The organism is Erythrobacter sp. S158, assembly GCF_057364915.1.
In genome coordinates this window covers 2,480,079-2,506,549 of record NZ_CP200279.1, presented here as the reverse complement: position 1 = coordinate 2,506,549, position 26,471 = coordinate 2,480,079, and the positions used below count along the sequence as shown (strand labels likewise).

Below are 26,471 nucleotides of genomic sequence, written 5' to 3'. Positions count from 1 at the left end.
TCCGTAGTCTCGCCTTCGCATGGGAAAATCAGGCGAGCCACCGGTGAAGATCAGCCGCGTTCCGCGAAGCGGGCCGGCGGACGGCTCCGGATTGTCGTCGGCCGGGATTGCCGGGCTCACCCAAAAGGTCGCGCCGCAATCGGCGATCGATGCGCTTACCGCGCTTTATCGCCAGCAACGGTTTGCCGACGCGCTCGGCTCAGCGCAGGCGATACTGCGCGAATTTCCTGATACGATGGCGGCGTGGAACCTTGCCGGTGCCTGCGCACGCGTGCTTGGCCAGACTGCGATTGCCGAAGAGAGTTTCCGGCGGCTCGAGGCATTGAGCCCCAATTTCGCAGGCGCGCCTTACAATCTCGGCCTCGTGCTGGAGGACAAGGGCGATCCGGCAGGCGCCGAGGCGGCCTACAAACGCGCCATCGCGATTGACCCGTCGCTCGCCCAGGCGCGCAACAATCTGGGCGGTGTGTTGATCGCTCAAGGGCGTCTCGACGAGGCAATCGCCCAGTTGGAACAGGCCTGCGCCCTGCGGCCCGAGCTTGCCGAGGTGCACAACACCCACGCCAACGCGCTCAAGAAAGCGGGCCGGGTGGAAGATGCGCGCAAGGCCTATAAGCGTGCGCTTGAAGCGCAGCCGGACTTTGTCACAGCGCGCTTCAATCTCGGCTCGCTCGAGCAGGAGCATGGCGAAGTCACGCAAGCGGTGAAGGAATACCGGGCTGTCCTCAAGGCGCAGCCCGGTCATGCCTTGGCGCGGGCAGGGCTCGTTCAATCGCTTGCAAAAATGTGCGACTGGGACGCGTTGGAAGAGCATGCGGGTGCGATTGCGCAGCTTGGGGTGAGCGGCGGGGCGGTGCCGCCATTTCCGCTGCTGGCACTCGAAGACGCACCCGCGCGTCAGCTGACGCGGGGGCAGAACTGGGCGAAGCAGCGTTTCGCCGCCATCTCGCCTGCACCCATAGAACGGCCCGCAGCGCGCCCGGAAAAGCTCAAGATCGGCTATTTCTCCGCCGACTTTCACGACCACGCGACCATGCACCTGATTGCTGGCCTGCTCGCTGCGCATGACCGCGACCTGTTCGAGATCCACGCCTTTAGCTATGGCGAGGCGCGCGAGGATGAATACCGCGCTCTGGCCGAGCAAGCCTTTGACCAGTTTCACGACGTTGCGTGCCTGACCGATCACGAGATCGTCGCCCTGTCGCGCAAGCTGGAGATCGACATCGCGCTCGATTGCAAGGGCTATACAACGGGTTCGCGCAGTCAGGTATTTGCGCGCAGGCTTGCTCCGGTGCAGGTCAACTATCTCGGCTATCCGGGCACGATGGGGGCGGGCTTCATCGATTACATCCTCGCCGATCCGACTGTCATGCCCGATGCGCAGCGCGCGCATGTTAGTGAGCGGATCATTCGTCTGCCGCACACCTATCAGCCGGGCGATGACAGCGCCTCGGTACGTCAGCCCAGCGACACGCGAGCGGATCACGGCCTGCCGGGCGATGCATTCGTGTTCTGCTGCTTCAACGCCAGCTACAAGATCACGCGCGACCGCTTCGCGCTCTGGATGCGGGCTCTTGACGCTGTCGAGGGAAGCGTCCTGTGGCTCTACCGCTCCAACGCGATCGCCGAAGCCAATCTGCGGAGCGAGGCAAAACGCTGCGGGATCGAACCAGATCGGCTGGTCTTCGCAAATCACCTGTCGCGCTTTCTGCACCTTGCCCGCCACCGCCACGCCGATCTTGCGCTCGACACCTCGCCCGTGGGAGCGCACACCACTGCGAGCGATTGCCTGTGGGCCGGCCTGCCGATCGTGACGCGGGCGGGTGATCAGTTCGCTGCACGAGTGGCCGCAAGCGTACTGCACGCGGCGGGGCTGGACGAGCTCGTCACGCATTCGGATGCAGAATACGAGGCGCTGATCGTCGCGCTGGCCACGGACGCGGACCGGCTTTCAGCAATCCGCGAGAAGCTCGCCAGAAGCCGCACGGTCGCGCCCTTCTTCGACACGAAGCTCTATACGCGCGCCTTCGAGGCAGGGCTCGAAGCGGCGTGGAAGCGCTGGTTTGCCGGCCATCCGCCCGCCGACATCACCGTCACCGCCTAGACCGGCCAGAAAGGTTGCCCGGCAAGCGCTTGCGCAAACAGAGCAGCGGCGAGTGCCAGCTGAACGAGCGAAACGCCGCTCACGACCAGTACGGCGTTCCAGCCGAACCGATCTGCCAGCCACCCAGCGAGGGGCACCGTCTGCATCATGTGCAAGCTGACGAAATGCGCGGGGCGAAGATCGCCATATTCGCGGCTCCAGCCGAAGAATGGTACGGTTGCGCCGCCTCCGGTCAGTTCGGCGCCGACATAGCGGCCGCTGTTCGACATGGTGAAGCCGAAATACAGCGTCGAGAAGAAGGCAACCGTCAGCCCGACGATAGCGCCAAGCCAGAGCCCGCGCCGCGTCCGGTCTCCCTTGCGCCAGATTTGCACCGCGAGCGCCATGGCAATCGTCATCAGGAAGAACGCGCCAAGGCCCATGAGCGCGTACATCATCGCCTCGAACCCGCTGTCGAAGTTGAAATGCGAGCGCTTGGCCTGCGCGGCTTGGAGCGAGACCCAGACGAATTCGAACACCAGCGCGATGGCTGCGAGATAAGAGAAGCCGATCAGCACCGGCCCGGTGCGCACCTCGCGCGGGACTAGCTGCAAGAGAACCGCAATCGTGAAGAAGTGCAGGCCGAGCGAGATGTTGAACTTCTGCGGCTTGGTCCACACCGCCGCACTATCAAGCAGGCGCGTATCCATCAGCCACGCAGGCGTGAAGACGAGGAACGAGGCAAACATGAAGATCGCCAGCGTCAGGTTCAGACGGGTGGTGTGATCATCGTCGAGCACGGGCGCGAGCGCCATGCGAGGCGCGGAAACGGGGCGGGTCGCCATCATGCGGGCACCTCCTGCTGGGTGGGCTGCTTGGCAAGCGCCGCTTCTGGCTTCGCGAAATAGCCCGCGCGCATCAGCAGGAAGAGCGCAAGGCCAACAGGACCGAACATGAAGGTCAGCAGCAGGATCGGCGCCTGGATCAACCGGTTCACGCCTGCCTCATCAGCCTTCACCGCGATCCATCCGCCGATGAAGAGGTCGAAAGCGAGGTAATGCACCCATCCGGCAAGCAGCATCTCGCGATTGCCGAGCAATGCCGCGACCTGGTCGAGCGAGCCATAACCGCCACCTTCGACGAGGAAGAAATTGCTCATCGCAAGACCCGCATAAAGCAGCGAAAGACCGAGCGGGATGACGAAACGCGGAATCGCGGTCAGGAGCGCCCAGCGCCGAGGCAGAAAGATGAGAATGACCCAGCCAAGCATCGCGGCCTGTCCCGCATAGCCGAATAGCTGATCCGTCGTTGGCATAGTCCGATCCCTCGATATCCAAGTCGCGCTTGGGGTTAGGGCGAGATGAATTGGGTGTCTAGTGCGAGTAATACACCTCTGCGGCGGAATCGGGCGATCCAACAAGCGTTTTCCTACTCGCCTTGCGGCCACTACAAGGTCGGCCTTCACGCGCAGGCCAGCTAGCGCAAGATTGAAAGGTCACACATCCTACACCCCGATCCGCCACATTCTAATTCAACAACAGGTACTTGCGGGGCTGCGCTACTTTTTCAAAGCACCCCCTTGCGTGGTCCAACCCCCGCCCGAAGAGCCGCCTTTCCCCTTGCATTGCAGCGCAAAACCGCTATCTGCGCCGCTTCTCGTCACTCAGATGAGAAAACCGTGCGGGAGCTTCGAGTGATCGAAGCGCTGGACCGCTTAACATGAGCTCGTTGCGGAATCGCGCGGGCAACAGTGCGAAAGGAGGCCAGTGATGGCCAAGAAAATCGAAGGCTATATCAAGCTGCAGGTGCCCGCGGGCACTGCAAACCCTTCACCCCCGATCGGCCCGGCTCTGGGTCAGCGCGGCGTCAACATCATGGAATTCTGCAAGGCGTTCAACGCCGCGACGCAGGACCTTGAGAAGAACGCCCCGATCCCGACCACGATCACCGTTTACGCGGACCGTTCGTTCACCTTCACTTACAAGAGCCCGCCTGCGAGCTACATGCTCAAGAAGGCTGCCAAGCTGAAGTCGGGTTCGAGCGAACCGGGCAAGACTTCTGCCGGCACCATCAAGCAGAGCCAGGTCAAGGAAATCGCGGAAGCGAAGATGGCCGACCTCAATGCAAACGATATCGACCAGGCCATGAAGATCATCGAAGGCTCCGCGCGTTCGATGGGCCTCGACGTGGTGGAGGGCTGAACCAATGGCGAAGATGACCAAGAAGCAGAAGGCCGTTGCCGAGCTGAACCCTGAAAAGCTCTACTCGGTGGACGAAGCCATCGCGACCCTGCGCGAGCACAAGGCCAAGTTTGACGAGACCGTCGAAATCTCAATGAACCTCGGCGTCGATCCGCGCCACGCTGACCAGATGGTCCGCGGCATGGTTTCGCTGCCCTCGGGCACCGGCAAGGACGTCAAGGTTGCGGTCTTCGCACGCGGCGACAACGCCGAGAAGGCTACCGCTGCAGGCGCTGACAAGGTTGGCGCTGAAGACCTCATGGAAGAGATGCAGAACGGCGATCTCGACTATGACCGCGTTATCGCAACCCCCGACATGATGGGCGTCGTTGGCCGCCTCGGTAAGATCCTCGGGCCCAAGGGCCTGATGCCGAACCCGAAGCTGGGCACCGTCACCCCGAACGTCGAACAGGCCGTGAAGGACGCCAAGGGCGGCCAGGTCGAATTCCGCGTCGAGAAGATGGGCATCATCCACTCCGGCATCGGCAAGCTGTCGTTTGACGACGATGCGCTGAAGGCCAACTTCAAGGCAATCACCGATGCGATCGTGAAAGCGAAGCCGTCGGGCGCCAAGGGCAAGTATGTGAAGAAGGTCTCGCTGACCTCGACCATGGGCCCGGGCCTGAAGATCGACATGGGCGAAGTTGAGGGCGCGTAACGCTTTCCTACATCGCTACGTACTGACATACGGGGGTCGGAAGCCACGCGCTTCTGGCCCCCGTTTGGTTTAGGCTGTATGGAGGATGCTGGTGGAAACAGGTTTCGCAATGCCCGAACAGATCGATCCCGAACAGGAAGACGATGATGCCTCGGCCTCGATGCTGGGCTGGTACGTGACGTTCGCCGCGCTCGCCGTGTTCGCGATCCTGTTCAATTACGACCCGATGATCGGGATGGCGGTGGGCGTGCTGATCGCGCTCGTCGCGCTTGCGCAGCTTGCCCTGTCTGCCTGGCTTTCGAGCGATACCGACAAGAGCGAACTCAAATCCAAGCCCGGCGCGATGGTCGCACGGGTCCGCCGGATGGCATCGAGCCCGCGGCTTGCGAGGCTCAAGGAATTTCGCTTGCGCTCCAGGCGCTGAATGCTTCGACAAATGGAGCGGTTGCTCCCCGCGCAAGCCTCCTTGCCGATTGCTCATTCACCCAAAAGTGAACCATCCGCCCGGTTCGGCCATTGGTTAGGCAAAGGAGACATTGCTATGAACACCAAAGCCATCCTCATCGCGGGAGGCCTCATCCTCTTCATCGCCACGCTGCTGACCGATGCGCGCCTTGCGCCGGTGGTCGGCGCCGCTGCGCTGATCGCCGTGATCATCTATGCATGGGCAGCCAACCGCTCGGACGAGGAAGCGGACTTCAGCGACGCCGAACGCGCCACCGCGCGGCAGAAGCGCCAGCACACCGGCCCGCGCTCGTAAATCAGGCCTTGAGAGCGGAGCGAACCTTGGCAAGCGCACCTGTCCGCGTCGCAAGGGCCTTGGCCGTGCTGACCGCCCCGTCGAAGCCAGCCCGCGCTCCCAGAAGCGCCCGGTTGGCAAGCGTCGGATCGAGCAGAACGAAGCTCGCGCACTCAGCGTGATCGGTACCGAACATCGCCTTGTGCGCCCCGTCGCCCTCAGTGAAATCGAAGTAGTCAAAGCGCTCCTCGGCAAATAGCCGCTGGAGCGCTTCGAGTTGGAGGATAGTACCGGGCGAAAGGCGAGCGAAGTCGGGATCGTAACCGAGATGCTCGTAGACCAGGGTCCGCCCGCTGACGGGGAGAGAGAGATAAGCGATGGCCGCGCCATCGATGGAAAGAAGGAAGCAGCGCATCTGGCCTGCCTCGGCTACCTCGAGCATCCGGGTTCGCGCGGCTTCGCTATCCGGCAGACCGGCATCGAGCAGCCTCGCCTGGTAGGTCTTTGCTGATAGGGGCAGGGCGGCATCGAGGAACTCATCCACCTCGGCCGGCGTGCGATGCTCGCTGATCTCATACTCGCCCGCATCCTTGGCTAGCTTGCGTCCCTTGCGACGCAGAGTCGACCGGGTCTTGCCAGAGAAACGCGCGAGGTAGTCCTCGTAGCTGCCCGACATGTCGATGTAGTGCCGACGGTAGTCCTGCCGTCCGCCCACGAGATGGCGAGGGAAGCGGGCGGTGATTGCGGGGAGCATGCTCACAGGAGCCGACAACACGCGCAGCCCGTCACGCCCCGGCGAGGGTGGTTCCAGACGCGGTTCGCTTGCGAGCACGTCTTCGAGACTAAAGCCCCAGGTCGCCAACTCGCGGCCCACCGACAGCAGGCGGCGCGAGCCGATCGTGAAGTCGATGGCTGCGGTCTCGCTCATCTCACAGCGCTCCGTAAAGCGTGTTGGAAACCAGCTGCTCGGCATAGCGGTGGCCGGTGCGGATCGCACTGGCGGGGAGCGGAAGGCTGGCGGCGTGCTCGGCCACGCGCGGCGGATCGTCGCGGTAGGTGCCTGTCGTCACGCCTTCCATCGAGGCAAGCGCCTTGCACAGCCCCTCGAAGCGGCGTCGCACGATGCGGTTGATCGCGAGCTTGCGGCGATTGATGAGTTCGAAGGAGTGGGTGACGAGCGTGAAGGTCTCTCGCCCGCTGTCACGTGCATGACGGATCGCGGCGCGCATCTCGAACAGGCTGAGCGCGGTGATCTGCGCGTGACGCTGGCCTTTGCCGAGCGTCCCGATGCTGCCCACGGGCACTTCGATCAGTCCCATGTGCTCGACCGGGTCGCGCACTTCGGGGCCGAGCGAGATACGGCTGGCGCCGCTGGGAAGCGCGGGGCAGTGGCTAGTGTCGTAGGTGAGGCCGAGTGAGGCGAGAGCGCGAAGTGTGTTGTCGTCCGCGCCGTAATTGCCTGCCCGGAAAGCCGACGGTTCGGGTGCACCCGCCGCCACAAGCGTGCGGCGCGCATAGTCGAGCATCTCGGTCTGCTCTTCGAGGCCGAAGTCGAACAGGTTCTGTCCTGTCCGCTTTGAGGCAAGCGGGTTCGCATCGCCTGCGAGCGCCAGCCATTCGGTGTGGCAGTGCAGCTGCACGTCCTGCCCTGCCTCAAGGATAGGCGCGACCACATCCTCGATCGCCGCCACGCCCCAGACGAGTGCGGGCATGGGGTCGACGAAGAAGACCGCCTTGATACCGTGGCGCTCGAACAGGTCGAGCTTGTGCGTCACACCGGCGGGCCCGTCAGGCGTCAGGCAGGCGACCGAGCGTGCGAAGTTGTCCTTGCGACTATCGGCCGAAAGGTCGCGCACGAGGCCCGAGGAATACTCGGTGTCGATGGTGATGTAGACGCACGTCATCGCGAGGATCGCGATAGCGCAGAAGGGTTAAGGCCGCGTTTGGGATGTGGCCGAGCGCGTCAGATGCCGCCCGGAGTGAAGTCGTATCCATTCGTAGCGAGGCCATCGGTCAAGGTGTCAACGCAGCTCTTGAGGTCTTCTTCGCTTGTCGAGCGGATCACGAAATTCGCCCCGACCTTGCCCTCCCGGAAGAACGGATAGGAGCCGATCTGGCAGTTCTCATGCGCTTCTTCGACCTCGCGAAGCAAGTGTGCGACTTCGCTCTCGGCAATCCAGCAGCCGATAGTCTCCGACAACAGAGGCGCGCCGCCTTCGAGCTTTCCGGTCAGGGCATCGAGCATGCCAGCTGTGATGTGAGGAACGCCCGCCATAAGGATGACATTGCCGCGCCGGATACCAGGTGCGCCAGACATGCGGTTGGGTATGAGCTGCGCCCCATCGGGAACGCGCGCCATTCGCAGACGCCCTTCGTTAAGTCCGCCCTTGTCGGCATAATAGCGCTCGAGCAATGCGCGCGCTTCGGGGTGAATGATGACCTCGACGCCCAGCGCCTTGGCGACCGCATCGACAGTGATGTCGTCATGCGTCGGCCCAATCCCGCCGGTAGTGAAGAGGTAGTCGTTATCGGCTCGCAAGGCGTTCACCGCCTCGACAATGCGATCTTCATCGTCGGCTACCACGCGAACTTCGGCAAGGCGGATGCCCTGCACCTGAAGCCAGCTTGCGACCTGCGCGATGTTCTTGTCGTGGGTGCGGCCCGAAAGGATCTCGTCGCCGATAATGACGAGGCCTGCGGTCCAGATCTTGTCGGGGGAATTCATGGGGCAGGCTTAAGCCAACTCCCCCATGATTGCTACCGCTATCGGCTCCAAAATCACTCCGCCGCTTCGAGCTGCTCCTCGGGGGCTTGAGCGTTGGCTCCGGCCCGCGTGAACGTGAGGATGCCGTCGGCAACAGGATCGTTCGCCATGCGCTTTCTATCGAGGACATATTCCTGGTTGAGGCGCCAAGGATACTCGGTCGCGTTCTTTGGATTGATGTCCTTCGCGCGGGCGAGATAGCCGCTGGAAAAGCCTGCGAAGATATCCTCTTCCTCGATGTTCGCTTCCATTTCGGGCGTCAGCACCGGGTTTGCGACATCGGCGCCTCGGGCGCGCATCTCCTTGAGCACGCGGCAGACATAGTCCGAGTTGATATCCGCGCGCAGCGTCCAGCTTGCGTTGATGTAGCCGAACACCACCGCAAGGTTGGGCAAGTTCGAATACATGCAGCCCTTGTAGTAATAGCGCTGCGAGAAATCGACCGCTTCGCCGTTCACGCTGATTGCGATCTTGCCCGCAATCGCGAGCTTCAGACCGGTCGCGGTCACGATGATGTCAGCCTCGAGCAACTCGCCCGATTTGAGGCGCACGCCGTTCGCTTCGAATTTGTCGATATGGCCGGTGACGACATCGGCCTTACCCGCCTTCATCGCTTCGAACAGGTCGTCGTCGGGGACGAGGCAAAGCCGCTGCTCCCACGGATTGTACGGCGGCGTGAAGGCGTCCTTGTCGTAGCCGGGGCCGAGCGCTTTCTCGATGCCCTTGTAAAGCGCATCCTTGACCTTCTGCGGCTTGTTGCGTGCGGTCTTGAAGGCGTAATCCTGCATCCGGATATTCTTGAACCGGGTGATTGCATAAGCGACGCTATCGGGCAGCACCTTGCGCAGGAAGTTCGCGATCCGGTCCTTTGCTGGACGCGCGAACATCCATGTCGGCGTGCGCTGAAGCATCGTGACCTTGGCGGCCTTGTCCGCCATGGACGGGACGATGGTCACAGCGGTCGCGCCCGAACCAATCACCACGACCTTCTTGCCAGCATAGTCGAGGTCTTCGGGCCAGAATTGCGGGTGGATCACCTGACCTTCGAAATCGTCAAGTTCGAACCCTGCATCATGCGGCTCGTCATAATCGTAATAGCCAGAACCCAGATATAGAAAGTTGGCGGTAAGGCGCGTGCGCGAGCCGTCATCCAGCTCCATCTCCACATGCCAGCGCGCCTCGTCTTCGCGGAAGTCGGCGCTTATGACTTTGTGGCCAAAACGGATATTCTCGCGAATGCCGCGCTCGTCGACGATCTTGTTGAGGTAGTCGAGGATTGCAGGCGCATCGGCGATGCTCTTTTCATGCCGCCACGGTTCGAAGTCATAGCCCAGCGTGTGCATGTCGCTGTCCGAGCGGATACCGGGATAGCGGAACAGGTCCCAGGTCCCGCCGAGGTTCTCGCGTCGCTCTACGATGGCGTAGGAATGGTGCGGCGCCTTCATCGTCATGTGCGCGGCCATTCCGATACCGGAAATCCCTGCGCCGACGATCAGCACATCGAAATCTGGGGGTGTTGCTAACATCAGGTCTCTCTCTTCCCCTTGGCGCTCAGGGCCAATTGACAACAATGTAAACACACGTCGCAGGCAAAAGCGAGTCTTGATGGCAATTTGCAACTGACTTTGCCCGCAAGACGCGTTAGGCGCCCCGTCCTATGAATATCCCCCTGCGTCTTGTCGTTTCCGCCCTTGCTCTTTCGTACGCCTTCCCCGCTTTTGCGCAGGCCGAACAGGACGAAGAAGACGAAGGCACTCAGATTGTCGTTACCGGCGAAGGACTTGAGCCGGCGCTCTCGAACATCGTCTATTCGACGATAGAGCTCGACCGCGAGGCCATCACATCGACCGGTTCGGGGCGCCTCGACGACGTGCTAGCCAATGTCGCAGGCTTTCAGCAATTCCGCCGCTCGGACAGCCGTTCGTCGAACCCGACCGCGCAAGGCGTGACCTTGCGGGCACTTAGCGGCAACGCGACCAGCCGCGCCCTTGTGCTGCTCGACGGCGTGCCGATTGCCGATCCGTTCTTTGGCTATATTCCGCTTTCCGCGATTGCGCCCGAGACGCTTGGCAATATTCGCGTGACGCGTGGCGGCGGTTCGGGTCCATTCGGTTCGGGCGCGCTTGCAGGGACAATTGAACTGGAAAGCGCCGGGCTTGGCACGATCGACGGGGTCAATGCGAGCCTGCTTGCCAATGATCGCGGCGCTACCGAGGCGACTGGCATCGTTGCGGGCAAACTGGGTAGCGGTTTCGCGGTTGCAAGCGGACGCTGGGATCGGGGCAAAGGCTTCTTCACGGCTCCCGACAGCCAGCGCGTCCCTGCCAGTGCGCGCGCGGCCTTCGACAGCTGGAATGTCGGTCTGCGCGGAGTTGCGCCGCTAAGCCCGGATGTCGAATTGCAGGCGCGCGTCAGCCTGTTCGACGATCAACGCACGCTGCGCTTCGACGGTGCGGATTCCACGCATGAGGGACAGGACGCCAGCATCCGCATCGTCGGGCGAGGCGACTGGGGCTTCGACGCTCTCGCCTATGTCCAGGCGCGCAACTTCTCGAACGTCATCATCTCATCGACACGCTTCACCCGAGTCCTCGATCAGCGGAACACACCCTCGACCGGGATCGGCGGCAAGTTCGAGATCCGCCCACCAATCGCCGAAGGCCACGACCTGCGCGTAGGTGCCGACTATCGCCGCGCCGATGGGGAGCTGTTCGAGGACGCCTTCAGCGCTTTCACCGGAGCGCTTCGCGAAAGCCGCAATGCGGGCGGAGTGAACAGCAATATTGGTTTCTTCGTCGAGGACGACTGGTCGATTGGGCCAGTGGTGCTGACCGGAGGTCTGCGCGCTGATCACACGCGGATCGAGGACGGCTTCTTCCGCGCAGTCGATGCTAATGGCGCGCTGGTCAGCGAAGTGGTGGCACCCGACCGCTCCGACTGGGCGCTCAGCTGGCGTGCGGGCGCGTCCTTCTACGCGACGCGCCGCCTCGACCTTCGCGCCGCGGCGTATACCGGGCTGCGGCTGCCGACCTTGAATGAGCTTTACCGGCCTTTCGTGGTTTTCCCGGTCGTGACGCAGGCAAACGCCGCGCTTGAGAACGAGCGGCTGGAAGGCTTCGAGATCGGGCTCAACTGGCAACCGGTGAATGAACTGGTCATCTCGCTCACCGCTTTCGACAACGAGGTCGAGAACGCGATTGCCAATGTTACCCTCGCCCCGAACCTTCGCCAGCGCCAGAACCTGCCCGCCATCGAGGCGCAGGGTATCGAAGGAGCCGTGGTGCTTCGGCTGGGCGAAGTGAGTTTCGACGCGTCGCTCGCTTACACCGATGCCGAGATCGCCGGAGAGGGCACGTCGGCTGCACTCGACGGCAACCGCCCACCGCAAACGCCCGAATTCGCCGCTTCCGCCACTCTGGCATGGGAGCCGGTGGAAGGCTGGCGGCTCGCAGGCACGGTGCGCCACGTCAGCTCTCAGTTCGAGGACGATCAGGAAACCGACCTGCTTTCGGCGGCGACGACGCTGAATCTGTTTGCTCAAATTCCGATCAAGGGTGAGTTGTCGCTGGTCGCGCGGGCGGAGAACCTCCTCGACGAAATCATCGTCACCCGCAACGCTGGCGGTGCGATTGACCTCGGCGTACCGCGCACTTTCTGGTTTGGCGTGCGGATTGGATTGTGAGTCTTTTGCCGCGCTGCGGGAAAGATTCGTTCACATTCGCTCCTTTTTGCTGCAATTTATGCTGCACTGCAGCGCAAACTGTGACATATCTACAACTCTTTCCAAGGAACCCGCCTCCACGACTTGGCAGGCCGAAAAGCGCTGATAGTCTCGCGAGTTGGAGTTGAACCACACCGGCCAACAAGTTGGGTGGTAGAGGAGAGAGAAGTCTATGACACGTAAGCTCGCAGCCTACGCTGCTGGCCTGATGGCCTGCAGTTCATTCACCGCACCCGCATTCGCTCAAGATAACGAGACGCAGGCAGGGCCGACACCGCAGGCTGATGACAGTGTCATCATTGTGACTGCGACACGCCGAGCTCAGGACGTGCAGGACATTCCGATCGCGGTGACCGCGATTTCTCCGCAAGCTCTCGACAATCAGGGTGTCGACAACATCCGCGAAGTCACCGATCTCGCGCCAAGCTTCACGTCCAGCCAGGCTCAGATCGCTTCGGGTTCGGTGGTGCTACGTATTCGCGGTGTTGGTACCACCTCAAACAACATCGGCTTTGAAAGCGCGGTCGGCATTTTCATTGACGGCGCTTATCAATCTCGTCCCGGTGTGGCTCTCAACGAGTTTGTCGATATTGAGCGCGTCGAGGTTCTGCGCGGACCCCAGGGCACCTTGTTCGGTCGCAACACTTCGGCCGGTGCACTCAACATCACCACCAAGCGTCCCGAACTTGATTCATTTGGCGGCTTCGTGAACGCCGGCTACGCCAATTTCGACGAAATCAGCTTGCAGGGTGCCGTGAACGTCCCGCTTGTCGAAGACTCGCTGGCTCTGCGCGTAACCGGTGCGTATCGCAAGCGTGATGGCTTTCTTGACATCGTCGACGACACCGGGACGGTGATTGGCGATACGAACGATGTCGACCAGTATCTCATTCGCGCACAGCTTGGCTTTGAAGGCGACAGCGGCGTTCGCGGTCGCCTGATCGCAGACTTCTCTAATTCAACTTCCAGCTGCTGCGGCGCGGTCGAATTGTATCAGTCTCCATTAGTGACGGGCGGCGCTTACGCAGCGGTGGGTCTCGGTGCGAACGGCGGCAATGGCCAGCCTCTCGTATCGACCAACCCGTTTGGCCAATCCGAGTTTCGGGAGGTTCTCGACAACAGAATCGTCTCGGCCAATTTTGCACCGCAAGCCGACATCGATAATTACGGCATCACCGGCGAAATCGAATTCCCGGTTTCCGACAGTGCGGATCTGATCTTCATCGGATCCTATCGCAAATTCGAAAACGAGGAATTCTACGATTCTGATTTTACCGCGAATGACATCTTCAATGTCGGTATTGACGGTGAAATCGAAACCTGGACTGCAGAACTGCGTTTCCAAGGCGAAGCTCTTGGCGGCGCGTTGAATTACATGATCGGCGGCTTCTTTGCCGATGAACAGATCGATTCGACGACGACGTTCCTGCTCGGCTCGGAATATGATGCCAATACCGGCGCTCTGTTCGGCGGTCTCGCCGGTCCTGCTCCGATCCAGTTGTTCACTGGTGTTGATCCCAATGGCACTCGCACGCTCAACCGTTTCCAGCAGGATGCGCAGAGCTACGCGATTTTCACCAACAACACGCTCGAGATCGTGGATGGGCTCGAACTGACTTTGGGCCTTCGTTATATCTGGGAAGACAAATCAGGCGGCTTCACGCAGACTGAAACGAACAATCAGATCTGCCCGGCTACGCTAGCAGCGACTGCAGCAGGAACCATTCCGGCAACGCTTCAAGGCGGGCTGTTCGCGCTCGGCTGTTTCGGCTTCGCTGCTCCGGCTGACTTGCCGCAGGCTGCGGTTCTGCCACTTGTTCGGACCTTCCAGGAAAACTTCGATGATGAAGAGCTGATCTATACGGCTCGCTTGGGCTACGAATTCGCAAACGCTCCGATCAACATCTATGCTAGCTTCACGCACGGCATTAAAGCGGGTGGCATCAACCTTGATACCACCGCTGCGTTGAACGGGGTAAGCGCTCAGTTCCTTTCAGAGGAAGTGGATGCGTACGAAATCGGCTTCAAGAGTCGTTTGATCGACGATGCCCTCACGCTGAACATCGCTGCGTTCTACGAGGAATTCCAGAACTTCCAGGTCTTGGAATTCACAGGACTCGCTTTCGAAACGTTCAACGTGCCGATTGCTGAATCGCAAGGTATCGAAATCGAAAGCCTCTTCCGCGTCAGCGACAGTCTTTCGGTTACGGCATCGGCCACTATCCTCGATGCTAGCTATCCCGACGATTGTGCCGGTTCGCTTACTAATGTTCTTTCGGTGGCTGCGCTGTGCGGCTTTGACCTAACGAACGCACCAAGCGTCGTCGCCATTATGGGTGCCAATTACGAGAAGCCGATTGGTAACGGCATGGAGTTTTTCTTCGCGGGTCAAATCCGCCTTGAAGGCGACCAACGCACGTCTACTCAGGCGCTCGATACTGCGGCTATCGCCAACGGAACTTTCATCGCCGATAACGGCGGTCTTGCCGGAGCGATCAACGTTGCTCGCGATCAGGGGCTGATCATCGGTGACATCCAGGACGGGCAGGAGTTTATCAACCTGCGCGCAGGTCTTCGCTTCAACGACGGTGCCTATTCGATCGAAGGGTTCGTCAACAACCTGACCGACAATGTCGTGCGCGGTGTGACCTTCAACACAACGCTCCGCGGTACTGGCGGCTTCGGTTCGCGCTCACGCTCGGCCTTCTCGCTGCAACCGCGTACCTACGGTGTGGTTGTTCGCGCGAAGTTCTAAGCCCAGAAGCGACTACAAAAAAGGGCGGCTCGGGAAACCGGGCCGCCCTTTTTGCATGACGCTCTGAGAGCCGATTACATTGAGCGAGCGATCAGCATCTTCATGACTTCGTTCGAACCGCCGAAGATACGCGTGATGCGTGCATCGCGGTACATCTTCGCGATTGGGTAGTCGTTGATGTAGCCGGCGCCGCCGTGCAGTTGCAGGCACTTGTCGACGACTTCGCTCTGAAGCTCGGTCACCCAGTATTTCGCCATGGCAGCGGTTGCGACGTCGAGCTCGCCCTTGAGCAGCTTGGCGATGCAATCGTTGACGAAAACGCGGGCAGCAGTGCCGCGCGCTTTGAGGTCGGCGAGCACGAACTGGGTGTTCTGGAAATCCCAGATGGTCTGGCCGAACGCCTTGCGCTCTTTCACATAGTCAAGTGTGGTCTCGAGCGCTTTCTCGATCCCCGTGGCAGCGCCCATGGCGATCACGAGGCGTTCCTGTGCTAGCTCACCCATCAGCTGGTAAAAGCCCTTGCCCTCTTCACCGCCGAGAACGTTTTCGGCCGGGACGAAAACGTTGTCGAAGAATAGCTCAGAGGTGTCGGCGGCATCGAGCCCGATCTTGTCGAGTTTGCGCCCGCGCTGGAAGCCCTCGGCGCCTTCGGTTTCGAGCAGCATAAGCGAGATGCCCTTGGCGCGCTCCTCCGGGTTGGTCTTAGCCACGACGACGATGAAGTCGGCGGTCTGACCGTTCGAGATATAGGTCTTCGACCCGTTGATCCGGTAACCATTGCCATCCTTGAGGGCGGTGGTCGTGATCGACTGAAGATCGCTTCCCACGCCTGGCTCGGTCATGGCGATGGCGCTGACAAGCTCTCCGGTCACCAGCTTGGGCAGGTATTTCTGCTTCTGCTCCTCGGTGCCGTAGCGCACAAGGTAAGGCAGGATGATCGTGTTGTGCAGGCTTGCAGCAAAGCCGTCGACATTGTGCTTGGCCTGCTGGTCGATGACAACGATGTCGTGGCGGAAATCGCCGCCGTGGCCGCCATATTCCTCAGGCACGGACACGCCGAGAAGGCCAGCCTGGCCGGCCTCGTTCCAGAATTCGCGTTCGACCTGGCCTTCATCGCGCCATTTCTGGACGCGCTTTTCGGGCGCATGCTGCTGATAGAATTTGCCCACCGCATCCGCGAAGATCGAAATCTCCTCGTCTTCCATGAATTCGGGCTGGGGCACGTCGATGACGGGCATGGTGTGTTCCTCTCTCGTTGAATCCCAAAAGCTACGCAGGCAGCCTTCTCCCGGAGGCGGCCTGCAACAGCTTCAAACTTACATGCCCTTCCAGTTGGGCGCGCGCTTTTCGGCGAAGGCCGCTGCGCCTTCGCGGGCGTCTTCGGACACGAAGACCGGCGCGATGAGCTGCGCCTGCTTGGTGTAGCGATCTTCCATCGCCCAACCACGCGATTCCTTGATGATCTGCTTGGATACGCGCACGGCCAGCGGACCATTGGCTGCGATGCGAGCCGCGAGAGCCTTCGCTGCGTCAATGGCCGAGCCGTCGGTCACTTCGTTGATAAGGCCAAGCTCGTATGCGCGCGGTGCGTCGATGAAATCTCCCGTGAGGGCGAGCTCCATGGCGATGCGCTCAGGAATCTGATCCGGCAGCATCATCACGCCGCCCGCTGCTGCAACGAGGCCGCGCTTGGCTTCGGGAATGCCGAATTTCGCACCAGCGCTTGCCACCACGAGATCGCAGGCGATCATGAGCTCAAGCCCGCCAGCGAGCGCGTAGCCTTCAACCGCGGCAATTAGCGGCTTGGAAGGCGGTGCCTGCACAACGCCTCCAAAGCCGCGACCCTCGACCGTCGGGCTCTCTCCGCGAAGGAAGCCCTTGAGGTCCATCCCGGAGCAAAACGTGCCGCCCGCGCCCGTCAGGATGCCGACGCGCAAGTCGTCTTCGGCATCGAGGCGATCCATGGCAGCAGCGATACCCTCGGCTGCGGCCTTGGTCATGGCGTTCTTGGCTTCGGGTCGGTTGATAGTGACGATCAGGACACCGTCCTGAACTTCGGTCAGTACTTCTTCGGACACAGGCTCTCTCTCCAGTTTCTCGAATCTTGGGATTGCAAAATGAAACTCATTCTTGTGCAAGGAGTGCAGGGGCTTTACGGATACGTCAACCGGATTATCGGCGAAAACGAGAGAGAGACCCCAAATGGCAGAAGCATACATCATCGACGCAGTGCGCACTCCGCGCGGGATCGGCAAGCAGGGCAAGGGCGCTCTAGCTGAACAGCACCCTCAGCATCTCGCTGCCACGGTTCTCAAGGCGATTGCCGAGCGTAACAGCCTCGACACCTCGACCGTCGATGACGTGATCTGGTCGGTCTCTACGCAGGACGGCATGCAGGGCGGCGACATGGGCCGCATGGCTGCACTTGATGCAGGCTATGACATTACCTCTTCGGGTACGACCCTCGATCGGTTCTGCGGCGGCGGCATTACCTCGGTGAACCTTGCGGCTGCGCAGGTGATGAGCGGCATGGAAGACTGCATTGTCGCAGGTGGCACCGAGATGATGAGCCTCACCGCTGCGATGACCAAAGAGAAGATGCAGGCTGGCATCAAGCCGATGATGATGGGCAGCTACAACGAGCGCCTTCAGGGCGTTCACCCGCAATCGCACCAGGGAATTTGTGGGGACGCCATTGCCACCATCGAAGGTTTCACCCGCGAGGAACTCGACGAGGTTGGCTACCGCTCACAGCAGCGAGCCGCTGAGGCGATCAGCGAAGGCCGCTTCGACAAGTCGGTGGTTCCCGTGACGCTTGACGATGGCACCGTCGTTCTGGATCGTGAGGAGTATCCGCGTCCGCAGACAACGATGGAAGACCTCGCCAAGCTTGAACCAGCTTTTACCAAGATCGCAGACGTTCCGCTCGATGCGAAGGGCACGACCTTCCGCGGCCTCGTAAACCAGAAGTATCCGGACGTTGAGATTCAGCATTTCCACCATGCGGGCAACAGCTCGGGCGTGGTCGATGGCGCGGCTGCGGTGCTGGTCTGCTCGAAAGCCTATGCCGAAAAGCACGGCCTCAAGCCGCGGGCTCGCATCGTTGCAACTGCCAACATGGGTGATGACCCCACGCTGATGCTCAACGCGCCTGTTCCTGCAGCGAAGAAGGTGCTCCAGAAGGCAGGGATGAGCGTCGACGATATCGACCTGTTCGAAATCAACGAGGCGTTCGCCGTGGTTGCCGCGAAATTCGTGCGGGACCTCGAGCTCGACTGGGACAAGGTCAACGTCAATGGCGGTTCGATTGCGCTTGGTCACCCGATCGGTGCAACCGGCTCGATCCTGATCGGGACGATGGTTGACGAGCTTGAGCGGCGTGACCTCAAGCGCGGCCTTGTGACGATGTGTGCTGCCGGCGGTATGGCCCCGGCTATCATCATCGAACGCGTGGACGATTTCGTCGACTGATCCGCAAAGATGGTTCCCGACAACACACCTGTCATCATCGGTGTAGGGCAGTATTCGGAACGGGTTGACGAACCCGGTTACGAGGCGTTGTCCTATGCCGATCTGAGCGGCCGCGCACTTGCTGCAGCCATCGCCGACAGTGCCGCAGTTGGATCGATCGCGGGGGCGATCGATACGCTCGCTTCGATCCGGGCATTCGAGATGTCGCGGCCCGGCAAGGAGCCGCCTTTCGGTGCGCCCGACAACATTCCCGGCGCAGTCGCGAAGCGTGTGGGCGCAAGCCCCGAGCGCCTGATCCTCTCGCCAACCGGCGGGCAAACCAACCAGCAATATGTCGGCGAATTTGCGTCGGCGATTGCTGCCGGCGAGAGTGATTGCGCAGTCATTGTCGGATCCGAAGCGATCTCGACCGCCCTAGCTCTGGCAGCAAAGGGAGAAAAGCCGGACTGGTCCGAGAAAGTCGGCGGCGAATTCGAGGATCGCGGCTTTGGCCTCGATGGCATGATGGAGATGGGCCTCTTCGCTCATGGTGCGACCGGCGCGATCCCGCTTTACGCCATCGCCGAAAACGCCCGGCGGGCGAAGCTTGGCAAAGGGCTGGAGGAGTATCGCCGCGACATTGGCGAGCTTTTCGAACCCTTCACCAAGATCGCAGCGGCAAACCCGCATTCAGCGGCCCCGGTTGAACGAAGCGCCGAGGAACTTGCGACGGTGACGGATCGGAACCGCATCGTCGCGGAGCCATACACCCGGATGACCGTTGCGCGCGATCAGGTGAATCAGGCAGCAGCAATCATCATCGCGAGTGCAGGCAAGGCTCGCGAACTCGGCGTGCCGCAGGAGAAGTGGGTGCATATTCACGCGGTCACTTCCGCGACGGAGTTGGAGCTAAGCGAGCGGCCCGATCTCGCGGCGAACCCTGCATCGATTGCGTCGGTCGAGCGCGCTCTCGAGATCGCAGGCAAAGCGATGGCCGACATACGCTATCTCGATTTCTATTCGTGCTTCGCAATCCCAGCATTCAACCAGTGCGATCACTTCGGCATTGCGCATGACGACCCGCGCGGGCTCACTCTCACGGGCGGCCTTCCCTTCTTTGGCGGTGCGGGGAACAACTATTCAGCGCATGCAATCTGCGAAGCGGTGGAGCGCGTGCGTGTTGACCGAGGCAGCTATGTTCTGGTCGGCGCCAATGGTGGTTGGATGAGCAAATATGCGACCGGGATCTATTCGGCCGATGCAGCCGATTGGGGCGCAGAACGGGTGGTGAAGGTTCCCAAGGCTACCAACGGTATAGCCCGCAGCGACCAGCCTTTCGAAAGCGCGACGCTGGAAAGCTACACGATCAACCATTCCAAGAGCGGTAGCGATGCTGTCTGGATCGGACGAAATGCAGATGGGAAGAGGGTCGTAGGCAATGCCGACCTCGCCGACGAGGGTACACGCAGGATCTTCGAAAGCGGCGAACCATTCGGCGCGAAGCTTTCGGTCATCCGCGACGAACGCGGACGCAACATCGCCCGGATCGCCTAGTCCTTCTCGCGATTGCCACCGAGGAAGTCGAGCGCGTCGAAGCCTTCGGGCGCGGGCACTTCGGTAATGGGATCGTCGCGGTCGTCGAATTCGGTGCGAAGCGCGCGGCTCATCACGGCGTGCATCATATACATCGCGGTTGTGTAGGTGAGCTCGAGGATTTCTTCGTCCGAAAATTCGGCCTTGAGCGCTTCGAACAGCGCATCGGGAACCCGCCCGTGATGCGACACTAGCCTGTCCGCATAGGCAAGGACCATTCTTTCGCGAGCATCGTACAGGTCGCTGGTCTGCCAAACCGGCAGCGCTTCAATCTTGTCTTCGGGATAAGCAAGGCCGCGTAGCGACTTGCAGTGCTGTGAGAAAACGAACTGGCTTCCGCAAGCCCATCCCGCCCATGTCTGGCCCAACTCGCGTAGCACCGGGTCAAGCTTGCGAGCAGGATCGCGGTAGTAGGCGAACCCCTGCGCCGCATGTTTGAGCGTAGCCGGCGAGTTCGCAAAAACGGTCCACCAATCGCCTGGGGTTCCTGTAGCCGTTCCCGGTTCGGCCACCGGATCGCGATCGCCAAACAGCATCGCATAAAGCGGCAACGCGACCTTCTCGTCGGCCTCGTCCTTGGGCACCTCTCTCAAGCGCGGCATGCCCTACGCCTCCACCCTGTCTGCAGCCGTTGCAGGCTTGTGCGTGATATCGCCGGGACCGAATTGTTTGGTCGTCGCCGCAAATTCCAACATGATCCCGTTCGGGTCGGTGAAATAAACCGAGCGCACAAATACACCCTCATGCATCTCGCGCGACATGCCTGCGGGGCTGTCATCGTGATTGACCACAGTATGTGTGTGCTCGACGCCAGCTTCTTCAAGTCGATCGAGCGCGGCTTCGAGTTCCTCTTCGGCCATGTCGAAAGCGAGATGGTTCATCGACCCCACAGCGGTCTTGGCGTCCATGGGGAATTTGCGGACCGACGCGATGCCGGGAGCGGCTGGCGGACCGTCCTCCCACCAGAAAAACGCAACCGCGCTCCCGCCGCCACAATCGAAGAAAAAGTGCTGTCCGCCGCCCGGCAATTCGACTGTCTTGAACAGCGGCATGTTCAAGACCTGGGTGTAGAACTTCGTGGTTTCCTGCATGTCGCGGCAGACAAGCGCGACGTGGTTGATACCCTTGGTCTTGATCATGCGTCCCTCCGACTGCGCATAGCCTGCCCTGATCCATTCCGGCTTGCAAACCCAATTGGAGTGAATGCTCTTTGACAAAAGGGCCGATTGAGCGTATTTAGTTTCAAACGTAACCAGTTTGAAACAAAGAGACGCATTGATGACACAGCACCCCGGAGACTTGTTCGACAATCCCGCCGGCCTTGATGGCTTTGAGTTCGTCGAATTCTGTGCGCCCGAAAAAGGCGTGCTTGAGCCGGTTTTCGAGGCGATGGGCTTCACGCTGGTGGCCAAGCACCGCTCAAAGGACGTGCACCTTTGGCGTCAGGGCGGCATCAACCTCGTCGTCAACTACGAGCCGCGCAGCGCAGCATGGTACTTCGCGCGCGAGCATGGCCCCTCAGCCTGCGGCATGGCCTTCCGCGTTCGCGATGCTGCCAAGGCATACGATCACCTGATCGCACAGGGCGCTGAGCCGGTCGCAAACGAGCCGGGTCCAATGGAACTGCGCATCCCCGCGATCCGCGGCATTGGCGGCGCAATTCTGTACCTCGTCGACCGTTATGCTGGAGCCGAAGGCAAGAGCCTCACCATTTACGACATCGATTTCGACTACCTGCCGGGCGTCGATCCCTATCCCGAGGGCGCGGGCTTTCACACGATCGATCACCTCACGCACAACGTCTACACCGGCCGTATGAAATACTGGGCGGACTATTACGAGACGCTCTTCAACTTCCAGGAAATCCGCTTCTTCGACATCAAGGGCGAATATACCGGCCTCACTTCGAAGGCGCTGACCGCGCCTGACGGCAAGATCCGCATTCCGCTGAACGAAGAGGGCGAAGGCGGCAAGGGCCAGATCGAGGAGTTCCTGCGCGAGTTCAACGGTGAGGGCATCCAGCACATCGCGCTGATCTGCGAAGACCTCGTCGCATGCTGGGATCGCCTCAAGGAATTCGGCGTGCCCTTCATGACCGCGCCGCCGGAGACTTACTACGAGATGCTCGATGAGCGTCTGCCGGGTCATGGCGAGAATGCCGATGACCTCAAGATGCGCGGCATCCTGCTCGATGGAACGACCGAAGGCGGACAGCCGCGCCTTCTGCTTCAGATCTTTGCGGAGGCGCAGGTTGGTCCGGTCTTCTTCGAGTTCATCCAGCGCAAGGGCGACGATGGCTTTGGCGAAGGCAACTTCAAGGCGCTGTTTGAAAGCATTGAGCGCGACCAGATCGCACGCGGTGTGCTCGACACTGCCGACAAGGAACCGGCAGAATGAGCCATCCTGTCAAACTGGGCGGCGTTCACCACGCGGCGTATCGCTGCAAGGACGCCAAGGAAACGGTCGAATGGTATGGCCGCGTCCTCGGCATGGACTACACCACCGCCTTTGCCGAGGATCACGTCCCTTCGACCGGCGAGTATGATCCCTACATGCACGTCTTCCTCGATGCGGGGAACGGCAACATCCTCGCATTCTTCGAGCTGCCTAATCAGAAAGACATGGGCCGCGACGAAAACACCCCTGCTTGGGTCCAGCACCTCGCCTTCCGCTTGCCGGACGAAGAGGCGCTGCTTGCCGCAAAGGAGCACATTGAAGCTGAAGGTATCGATGTGCTCGGCCCGACGCACCATGGCATCTTCAAGTCGATCTATTTCTTCGATCCCAATGGCCACCGCGTCGAACTTGCCGCGGACATTGGAACCGATGAACAATATGCCGAGCTGAAGCGCGTGGCGCCGCTCATGCTCGACGAATGGAGCCAGACCAAAAAAGCGCCGCGTCATGCAGACTGGCTACACGAGATTGCTCGCAAGGAGCACGGGAACGCCTGACGCTGGCCGCGACAGGCGCACACACAAAGGGGCGCGAAGGTCGAAACCTTCGCCCCCCTTTGCGTTTGGCTGAGAGCCGATGATTACATCGAAACCGTCGCACCCAGGAAGAACAGGGTGCCGACCGGGCTTACCGGATAGGCCTGTTCTGTCACGAACGGGTTTCGACCGAAGACATTGTTCACACCGCCGAAGATGTTCAGCATGTCCGAAGCTTCGTAGCTGAACTGAATGTCGTGAATGAACGCGTCGCCCGAGAGGCCGTTGGCGACCGAGAAGGTGTCTTCACCAGTGTTGCCCACTTCCTCGATTTCGACGGCGCGAAGGCCCATCGAGTCGAGATAGGTGGTCGACCAAGTGAAGCTGAAGCGCTCGTAATCCGCAGTAAGCGAAGCACGGCCAGCCCACTCTGGACGCTGCAGTTCGCCAAGCTCGGGGTCGACCAGCGTCGGATCGCTCGGATCGAAGAAGTCGTTAAGCTTGTCGACCCAGGTGCCGCTTGCATTCAGCGTGAAGTCAAGCGGACCGACACCGAAGCGATACTGCATCGCTGCTTCGACACCGGCAGTTTCTTGGCGGGCGAAGTTCAGCGAGCTTTGACGTAGGAAGGTGAAGCCACCGGTCGCCGGGTTACGATCGAACAACGAGCAGAAGGCGTTGTCGATGCTGGCACTGTCGACGCAGTTGTCGACGATGTCCTGCGAGCCAACCGGGTTGATCGCGTCCTCGATCTCAATGTTGTAGTAGTCGACGCTGAGGACGAAGCCCGGAAGGAAGCGCGGCGTGATCTGCGTGCCGACCGTCCAGGTGGTAGCGGTTTCTTCCTGCAGGTTCGGGTTGCCGCTGATCGAGCCCGAGAAACGCGCGGTCAGAGGATCGACGTAGCTATAGGTTCCCGTGCCGAAAGTCGGATCGAAGCCGATCTGGTTGAAGAAGGCCGTGCAGTTTGCCTGGCGCAGCGCCGGATCAGCTGCCGTTACCAGATTGCCGACATCACACGGATCGACCGGACGGAAGAAGGCACCTTGAGCCGGGTTGAACAGCTCGTTGATGTTCGGTGCGCGAACCGCTTCGGAATAAGTGCCGCGGAACAGGATGTCCTGCGACGGCGCCCACAGACCGCTGACGTTCCAAGTGAAGGTGTCGCCGACTGTCGAATAGCTCGAGAAACGCGCTGCAGCGCTGAGTTCAAGCGTTTCCGCGAAAGCCACGCCGGACAGGAACGGCAGACGGACTTCGGTGAAGATGTCATAGACATCGTACTGACCGCCCGCATTGCTGATGATGGTCGCCGGGTCAAAGACCAGCGAGTTCTGCGCAAAGCCGAGGTCGCGCAAGAGAGCGCCCTCGGTGGCGTCAGGCGTGGTCACCGGAATGACACCGCGTACCAGCGGATCGAATTCGGAAGTCGATTCCTCTTCGCGATACTCGAGACCGAAAGCGAAGCCGATCGGACCTCCCGGAAGTTCGAGGAAAGCGCCGGTGTTGCCGGTGAAGATCGCGCTGAAGACCAACTGCTCGAGCTCGAATTCATTGACCACGGTGGTGGTGATGAAGTCGATCGCTTCCTGACTGATCGCGCCTACACCGCCAAGAACATTGGCAGGACGGCACTGACCGTCACCCGGATTGAAGGTGAAGAAGCCGGGATCGCCCGCCGGGATGCCGAACGGCGTTGTCGCCGGGGCGGTGGGATCGATGTCTGAACGGCAGATCGGGCTGCCGCCAGGGCCGGTTACCACGTCGATGGCCGCAAAGAAGCGGTCCATGATGACGCGGTTCGCGTCGAGCGTGGTCTGGTTGAACTTCCCGTAGTTCGCTGAAACCTCGTAAGAGAAGTAGTCCGACGTATCGCCACGGAAACCTGCAACGAAACGATAGGTTTCGAACTCGTTGCGGTTGCGGTTCGGGCCAAGGTCAGCCGGGTCGCGGGTAAGGTAGAGGCCTTCTTCAACGCCATCACCGAAGAACAGCGGCGCGACATACTGCTGAAGATCAGGCGTGATGAACGGGTTGTCCGCACGGATCGTCAGAAGATCGTAGAACGTGTTCGGCTGCGCCTGGAATTCGGCGGAGTTCGACACGTACTTACCTTCGAAGAAGAAGGTTGCTGCGTTCGAAATCTCGTAGGTGAGGTTGGCGTTGACCGACCAACGCTCGGTTTCCGGGATCAGCGAGTTCACGTCGAAGTTGTTCGGAATGCCGTCGCCGCCGAACTGGTTGAACAGGCCGGTAATCAGGCCGTCTTGGTAGACGCTGAGCGAGCCATCATTGTTGATGACCGCACAACCGCCAGCAAGGCCGAAGGCGCCAGCATTGAAGGTGCTGTTGAAGCCAACTGCGGATTCAAGGCAGTCGGGCGTGCCGTTGCCGTTGATGTCAGGACCATCGCTGAGGCCGATATCGCCTGGTGCAACGATGCCGCCTGCCGACGAAAGCGAGAAGCGAGGGTCGAATGCGATGAAACGACGAGGCGCATTGGCTGCCCGTGCGATGAGAGCCTGCTCGGTGGCAGTCGGCGTGAAGCCATCAGCCGATGACGGAATGAGGCCGCCGATAACCGAGCCATTTGCGATAAAGTTCGGAGTATCGGCGGCGTTCAATTCGCCCGTTTGGAAGAACAACGCCGGGTTCGCCTGGTCATCGAAAATGCCGTTGTTGCGCGAGAAGGCCCGCTCGCCGAACTGCAGTTCTTCGCCATAAGCGTATTCGCCCGAGATGACGAAGTTACCGCGGCCATCGTCGAAGTTGACGCCCCAGGTCACGTCCCCGTTGATGCGCCATGCATCGCCCTGATCGGAGATACCCGACTGGATGTTGGCCTGCAGACCTTCGAAATCGTCGCGCAGGATGAAGTTCACAACGCCGGTCACAGCATCGGCACCGTAGATCGACGATGCACCGCCGGTCAGCGTTTCGACGCGCTCGATCAGAGCGGTCGGGATCGAGTTGACGTCGACCGCCTGCTCGCCCGCAACACCTGAAACGTGGCGGCGACCATTGACGAGCACGAGCGTCCGGTTCGGGCCGAGACCGCGAAGGTTCAGGACCGATTGACCGACCGAAATATTCTGCCCTGCGAACACACTGTCGATCGAACCATCGGAGGTGATCGAGGTCGAAAGGGCAGGGATATCACGCAGGACATCGACAACATCGGGCGTGCCGGTTTGCGTCAGCGCTTCGGAATCGACCGAGATAATCGGAGCCGGAGAGCCGATATTGGGATCGATCGCGATGCGAGAACCAGTGACAACAATGCGGTTCTCTTGCCCCTCAGCGGTCTCATCCCCGTCAGGAGCAGTCTGAGCGTAAGCAGTGAAAGGCATCGTGCTTGCGGCGGCGAGGAGAAGCGCCTGTCCAGAAATCTTGAGAGGTCTCATGTCAGTCCCTGTGTTTGTTGCGATGCACCATGGTCGGACTCAGAGGCGATGTGTGTCAAGAAGGTTACAGTTGAATCGTGCAGATTGGCGCCGTGCGTGGCAATTTTGTTACGCGTCATGACGCCTCAAGA

The 26,471-nt window shown here is 60.8% G+C and carries 22 protein-coding genes; 11 read left to right on the top strand and 11 right to left on the bottom strand.

Features of this window, described 5'->3' with window-relative positions:
• Positions 1-19: 19 nt before the first annotated feature.
• Positions 20-2,104 (top strand): O-linked N-acetylglucosamine transferase, SPINDLY family protein, encoded by a 2,085-nt coding sequence (locus AC0V6T_RS12175; RefSeq protein ID WP_486127226.1) that lies wholly within the window; start codon positions 20-22, stop codon positions 2,102-2,104.
• On the opposite strand, the gene AC0V6T_RS12170 is transcribed toward AC0V6T_RS12175, so the two are convergent.
• Positions 2,101-2,931 (bottom strand): hypothetical protein, encoded by an 831-nt coding sequence (locus AC0V6T_RS12170; protein WP_486127224.1) that lies wholly within the window; start codon positions 2,929-2,931, stop codon positions 2,101-2,103. The two genes, AC0V6T_RS12175 and AC0V6T_RS12170, sit on opposite strands and share 4 nt — an antisense overlap.
• Positions 2,928-3,398, bottom strand: a complete 471-nt coding sequence (locus AC0V6T_RS12165; RefSeq protein ID WP_486127222.1) for an ABA4-like family protein — start codon at positions 3,396-3,398, stop codon at positions 2,928-2,930. Before AC0V6T_RS12165 ends, AC0V6T_RS12170 begins: the two co-directional genes overlap by 4 nt.
• A gap of 454 nt (positions 3,399-3,852) precedes the next feature.
• On the opposite strand from AC0V6T_RS12165, the gene rplK reads away from it, so the two are divergent.
• From rplK to AC0V6T_RS12145, 4 genes are all read left to right on the top strand, one after another.
• Positions 3,853-4,284 carry a 50S ribosomal protein L11 gene (rplK, locus tag AC0V6T_RS12160; RefSeq protein WP_007166188.1) on the top strand — a complete coding sequence of 144 codons (432 nt, stop codon included), beginning with the start codon at positions 3,853-3,855 and terminating at the stop codon, positions 4,282-4,284.
• 4 nt (positions 4,285-4,288) lie between these two features.
• On the top strand, positions 4,289-4,981 hold the full coding sequence (gene rplA / locus AC0V6T_RS12155) for a 50S ribosomal protein L1 (RefSeq protein ID WP_007166189.1): 693 nt from the start codon (positions 4,289-4,291) through the stop codon (positions 4,979-4,981).
• Between the two features lie 91 nt (positions 4,982-5,072).
• A complete protein-coding gene (locus AC0V6T_RS12150) occupies positions 5,073-5,405 on the top strand; it encodes a hypothetical protein (RefSeq protein WP_486127219.1) in 333 nt (110 codons plus the stop codon).
• Between the two features lie 117 nt (positions 5,406-5,522).
• Positions 5,523-5,741 carry a hypothetical protein gene (locus tag AC0V6T_RS12145; protein WP_007166191.1) on the top strand — a complete coding sequence of 73 codons (219 nt, stop codon included), beginning with the start codon at positions 5,523-5,525 and terminating at the stop codon, positions 5,739-5,741.
• Position 5,742: 1 nt separating this feature from the next.
• Here AC0V6T_RS12145 and AC0V6T_RS12140 read toward each other — a convergent pair whose 3' ends face one another.
• Genes AC0V6T_RS12140 through AC0V6T_RS12125 form a run of 4 tightly spaced genes read right to left on the bottom strand, consistent with a single transcriptional unit; the run spans position 5,743 to position 10,010 of the window.
• Positions 5,743-6,648 (bottom strand): GNAT family N-acetyltransferase, encoded by a 906-nt coding sequence (locus AC0V6T_RS12140; RefSeq protein WP_486127217.1) that lies wholly within the window; start codon positions 6,646-6,648, stop codon positions 5,743-5,745.
• Position 6,649: 1 nt separating this feature from the next.
• Entirely contained in the window at positions 6,650-7,624 is a 975-nt protein-coding gene (locus tag AC0V6T_RS12135) for a polysaccharide deacetylase family protein (protein WP_486127215.1), read from the bottom strand.
• Positions 7,625-7,683: 59 nt separating this feature from the next.
• On the bottom strand, positions 7,684-8,445 hold the full coding sequence (locus tag AC0V6T_RS12130) for a competence/damage-inducible protein A (RefSeq protein WP_486127213.1): 762 nt from the start codon (positions 8,443-8,445) through the stop codon (positions 7,684-7,686).
• Between the two features lie 53 nt (positions 8,446-8,498).
• Positions 8,499-10,010: a flavin-containing monooxygenase gene (locus tag AC0V6T_RS12125; protein ID WP_486127211.1), complete on the bottom strand. Its 1,512-nt coding sequence runs from the start codon at positions 10,008-10,010 to the stop codon at positions 8,499-8,501.
• 131 nt (positions 10,011-10,141) lie between these two features.
• Here AC0V6T_RS12125 and AC0V6T_RS12120 point away from each other — a divergent pair, with 131 nt between their 5' ends.
• On the top strand, positions 10,142-12,166 hold the full coding sequence (locus AC0V6T_RS12120) for a TonB-dependent receptor (RefSeq protein WP_486127209.1): 2,025 nt from the start codon (positions 10,142-10,144) through the stop codon (positions 12,164-12,166).
• A gap of 211 nt (positions 12,167-12,377) precedes the next feature.
• Positions 12,378-14,960: a TonB-dependent receptor gene (locus AC0V6T_RS12115; protein ID WP_486127207.1), complete on the top strand. Its 2,583-nt coding sequence runs from the start codon at positions 12,378-12,380 to the stop codon at positions 14,958-14,960.
• Between the two features lie 74 nt (positions 14,961-15,034).
• Here AC0V6T_RS12115 and AC0V6T_RS12110 read toward each other — a convergent pair whose 3' ends face one another.
• Together AC0V6T_RS12110 and AC0V6T_RS12105 are read right to left on the bottom strand one after the other, a co-directional pair.
• The gene (locus AC0V6T_RS12110) at positions 15,035-16,198 is read right to left on the bottom strand and encodes an acyl-CoA dehydrogenase family protein (RefSeq protein ID WP_007166198.1); all 1,164 of its coding nucleotides are present in this window, start codon (positions 16,196-16,198) and stop codon (positions 15,035-15,037) included.
• Between the two features lie 78 nt (positions 16,199-16,276).
• Positions 16,277-17,038 carry a crotonase/enoyl-CoA hydratase family protein gene (locus AC0V6T_RS12105; RefSeq protein WP_486127205.1) on the bottom strand — a complete coding sequence of 254 codons (762 nt, stop codon included), beginning with the start codon at positions 17,036-17,038 and terminating at the stop codon, positions 16,277-16,279.
• A 124-nt stretch (positions 17,039-17,162) separates the two neighbouring features.
• On the opposite strand from AC0V6T_RS12105, the gene AC0V6T_RS12100 reads away from it, so the two are divergent.
• Both AC0V6T_RS12100 and AC0V6T_RS12095 read left to right on the top strand, forming a co-directional pair.
• Positions 17,163-18,431 (top strand): acetyl-CoA C-acetyltransferase, encoded by a 1,269-nt coding sequence (locus tag AC0V6T_RS12100; RefSeq protein ID WP_486127203.1) that lies wholly within the window; start codon positions 17,163-17,165, stop codon positions 18,429-18,431.
• Positions 18,432-18,440: 9 nt separating this feature from the next.
• Entirely contained in the window at positions 18,441-19,964 is a 1,524-nt protein-coding gene (locus AC0V6T_RS12095) for an acetyl-CoA acetyltransferase (protein WP_486127201.1), read from the top strand.
• On the opposite strand, the gene AC0V6T_RS12090 is transcribed toward AC0V6T_RS12095, so the two are convergent.
• Both AC0V6T_RS12090 and AC0V6T_RS12085 read right to left on the bottom strand, forming a co-directional pair.
• The gene (locus AC0V6T_RS12090; RefSeq protein ID WP_486127199.1) at positions 19,961-20,605 is read right to left on the bottom strand and encodes a carboxymuconolactone decarboxylase family protein; all 645 of its coding nucleotides are present in this window, start codon (positions 20,603-20,605) and stop codon (positions 19,961-19,963) included. The two genes, AC0V6T_RS12095 and AC0V6T_RS12090, sit on opposite strands and share 4 nt — an antisense overlap.
• A gap of 3 nt (positions 20,606-20,608) precedes the next feature.
• Positions 20,609-21,142, bottom strand: coding sequence for a VOC family protein (locus tag AC0V6T_RS12085; protein WP_007166203.1), 534 nt, complete (start codon positions 21,140-21,142; stop codon positions 20,609-20,611).
• 139 nt (positions 21,143-21,281) lie between these two features.
• Here AC0V6T_RS12085 and hppD point away from each other — a divergent pair, with 139 nt between their 5' ends.
• Both hppD and AC0V6T_RS12075 read left to right on the top strand, forming a co-directional pair.
• The gene (gene hppD, locus AC0V6T_RS12080) at positions 21,282-22,400 is read left to right on the top strand and encodes a 4-hydroxyphenylpyruvate dioxygenase (protein ID WP_007166204.1); all 1,119 of its coding nucleotides are present in this window, start codon (positions 21,282-21,284) and stop codon (positions 22,398-22,400) included.
• Positions 22,397-22,957, top strand: coding sequence for a VOC family protein (locus tag AC0V6T_RS12075; protein ID WP_486127196.1), 561 nt, complete (start codon positions 22,397-22,399; stop codon positions 22,955-22,957). The genes hppD and AC0V6T_RS12075 overlap by 4 nt, the downstream gene beginning before the upstream one ends.
• Positions 22,958-23,040: 83 nt before the next feature.
• Here AC0V6T_RS12075 and AC0V6T_RS12070 read toward each other — a convergent pair whose 3' ends face one another.
• Positions 23,041-26,340 carry a TonB-dependent receptor domain-containing protein gene (locus AC0V6T_RS12070; protein ID WP_486127194.1) on the bottom strand — a complete coding sequence of 1,100 codons (3,300 nt, stop codon included), beginning with the start codon at positions 26,338-26,340 and terminating at the stop codon, positions 23,041-23,043.
• Positions 26,341-26,471 lie beyond the last annotated feature (131 nt).

Bases quoted from the DNA above. Each gene is read 5' to 3' on its own strand.
- AC0V6T_RS12175 (WP_486127226.1), top strand. From the start codon at position 20: ATGGGAAAATCAGGCGAGCCACCGGTGAAGATCAGCCGCGTTCCGCGA.
- AC0V6T_RS12170 (WP_486127224.1), bottom strand. From the start codon at position 2,931: ATGATGGCGACCCGCCCCGTTTCCGCGCCTCGCATGGCGCTCGCGCCC.
- AC0V6T_RS12165 (WP_486127222.1), bottom strand. From the start codon at position 3,398: ATGCCAACGACGGATCAGCTATTCGGCTATGCGGGACAGGCCGCGATG.
- rplK (WP_007166188.1), top strand. From the start codon at position 3,853: ATGGCCAAGAAAATCGAAGGCTATATCAAGCTGCAGGTGCCCGCGGGC.
- rplA (WP_007166189.1), top strand. From the start codon at position 4,289: ATGGCGAAGATGACCAAGAAGCAGAAGGCCGTTGCCGAGCTGAACCCT.
- AC0V6T_RS12145 (WP_007166191.1), top strand. From the start codon at position 5,523: ATGAACACCAAAGCCATCCTCATCGCGGGAGGCCTCATCCTCTTCATC.
- AC0V6T_RS12140 (WP_486127217.1), bottom strand. From the start codon at position 6,648: ATGAGCGAGACCGCAGCCATCGACTTCACGATCGGCTCGCGCCGCCTG.
- AC0V6T_RS12135 (WP_486127215.1), bottom strand. From the start codon at position 7,624: ATGACGTGCGTCTACATCACCATCGACACCGAGTATTCCTCGGGCCTC.
- AC0V6T_RS12130 (WP_486127213.1), bottom strand. From the start codon at position 8,445: ATGAATTCCCCCGACAAGATCTGGACCGCAGGCCTCGTCATTATCGGC.
- AC0V6T_RS12125 (WP_486127211.1), bottom strand. From the start codon at position 10,010: ATGTTAGCAACACCCCCAGATTTCGATGTGCTGATCGTCGGCGCAGGG.
- AC0V6T_RS12120 (WP_486127209.1), top strand. From the start codon at position 10,142: ATGAATATCCCCCTGCGTCTTGTCGTTTCCGCCCTTGCTCTTTCGTAC.
- AC0V6T_RS12115 (WP_486127207.1), top strand. From the start codon at position 12,378: ATGACACGTAAGCTCGCAGCCTACGCTGCTGGCCTGATGGCCTGCAGT.
- AC0V6T_RS12110 (WP_007166198.1), bottom strand. From the start codon at position 16,198: ATGCCCGTCATCGACGTGCCCCAGCCCGAATTCATGGAAGACGAGGAG.
- AC0V6T_RS12100 (WP_486127203.1), top strand. From the start codon at position 17,163: ATGGCAGAAGCATACATCATCGACGCAGTGCGCACTCCGCGCGGGATC.
- AC0V6T_RS12095 (WP_486127201.1), top strand. From the start codon at position 18,441: ATGGTTCCCGACAACACACCTGTCATCATCGGTGTAGGGCAGTATTCG.
- AC0V6T_RS12090 (WP_486127199.1), bottom strand. From the start codon at position 20,605: ATGCCGCGCTTGAGAGAGGTGCCCAAGGACGAGGCCGACGAGAAGGTC.
- AC0V6T_RS12085 (WP_007166203.1), bottom strand. From the start codon at position 21,142: ATGATCAAGACCAAGGGTATCAACCACGTCGCGCTTGTCTGCCGCGAC.
- hppD (WP_007166204.1), top strand. From the start codon at position 21,282: ATGACACAGCACCCCGGAGACTTGTTCGACAATCCCGCCGGCCTTGAT.
- AC0V6T_RS12075 (WP_486127196.1), top strand. From the start codon at position 22,397: ATGAGCCATCCTGTCAAACTGGGCGGCGTTCACCACGCGGCGTATCGC.
- AC0V6T_RS12070 (WP_486127194.1), bottom strand. From the start codon at position 26,340: ATGAGACCTCTCAAGATTTCTGGACAGGCGCTTCTCCTCGCCGCCGCA.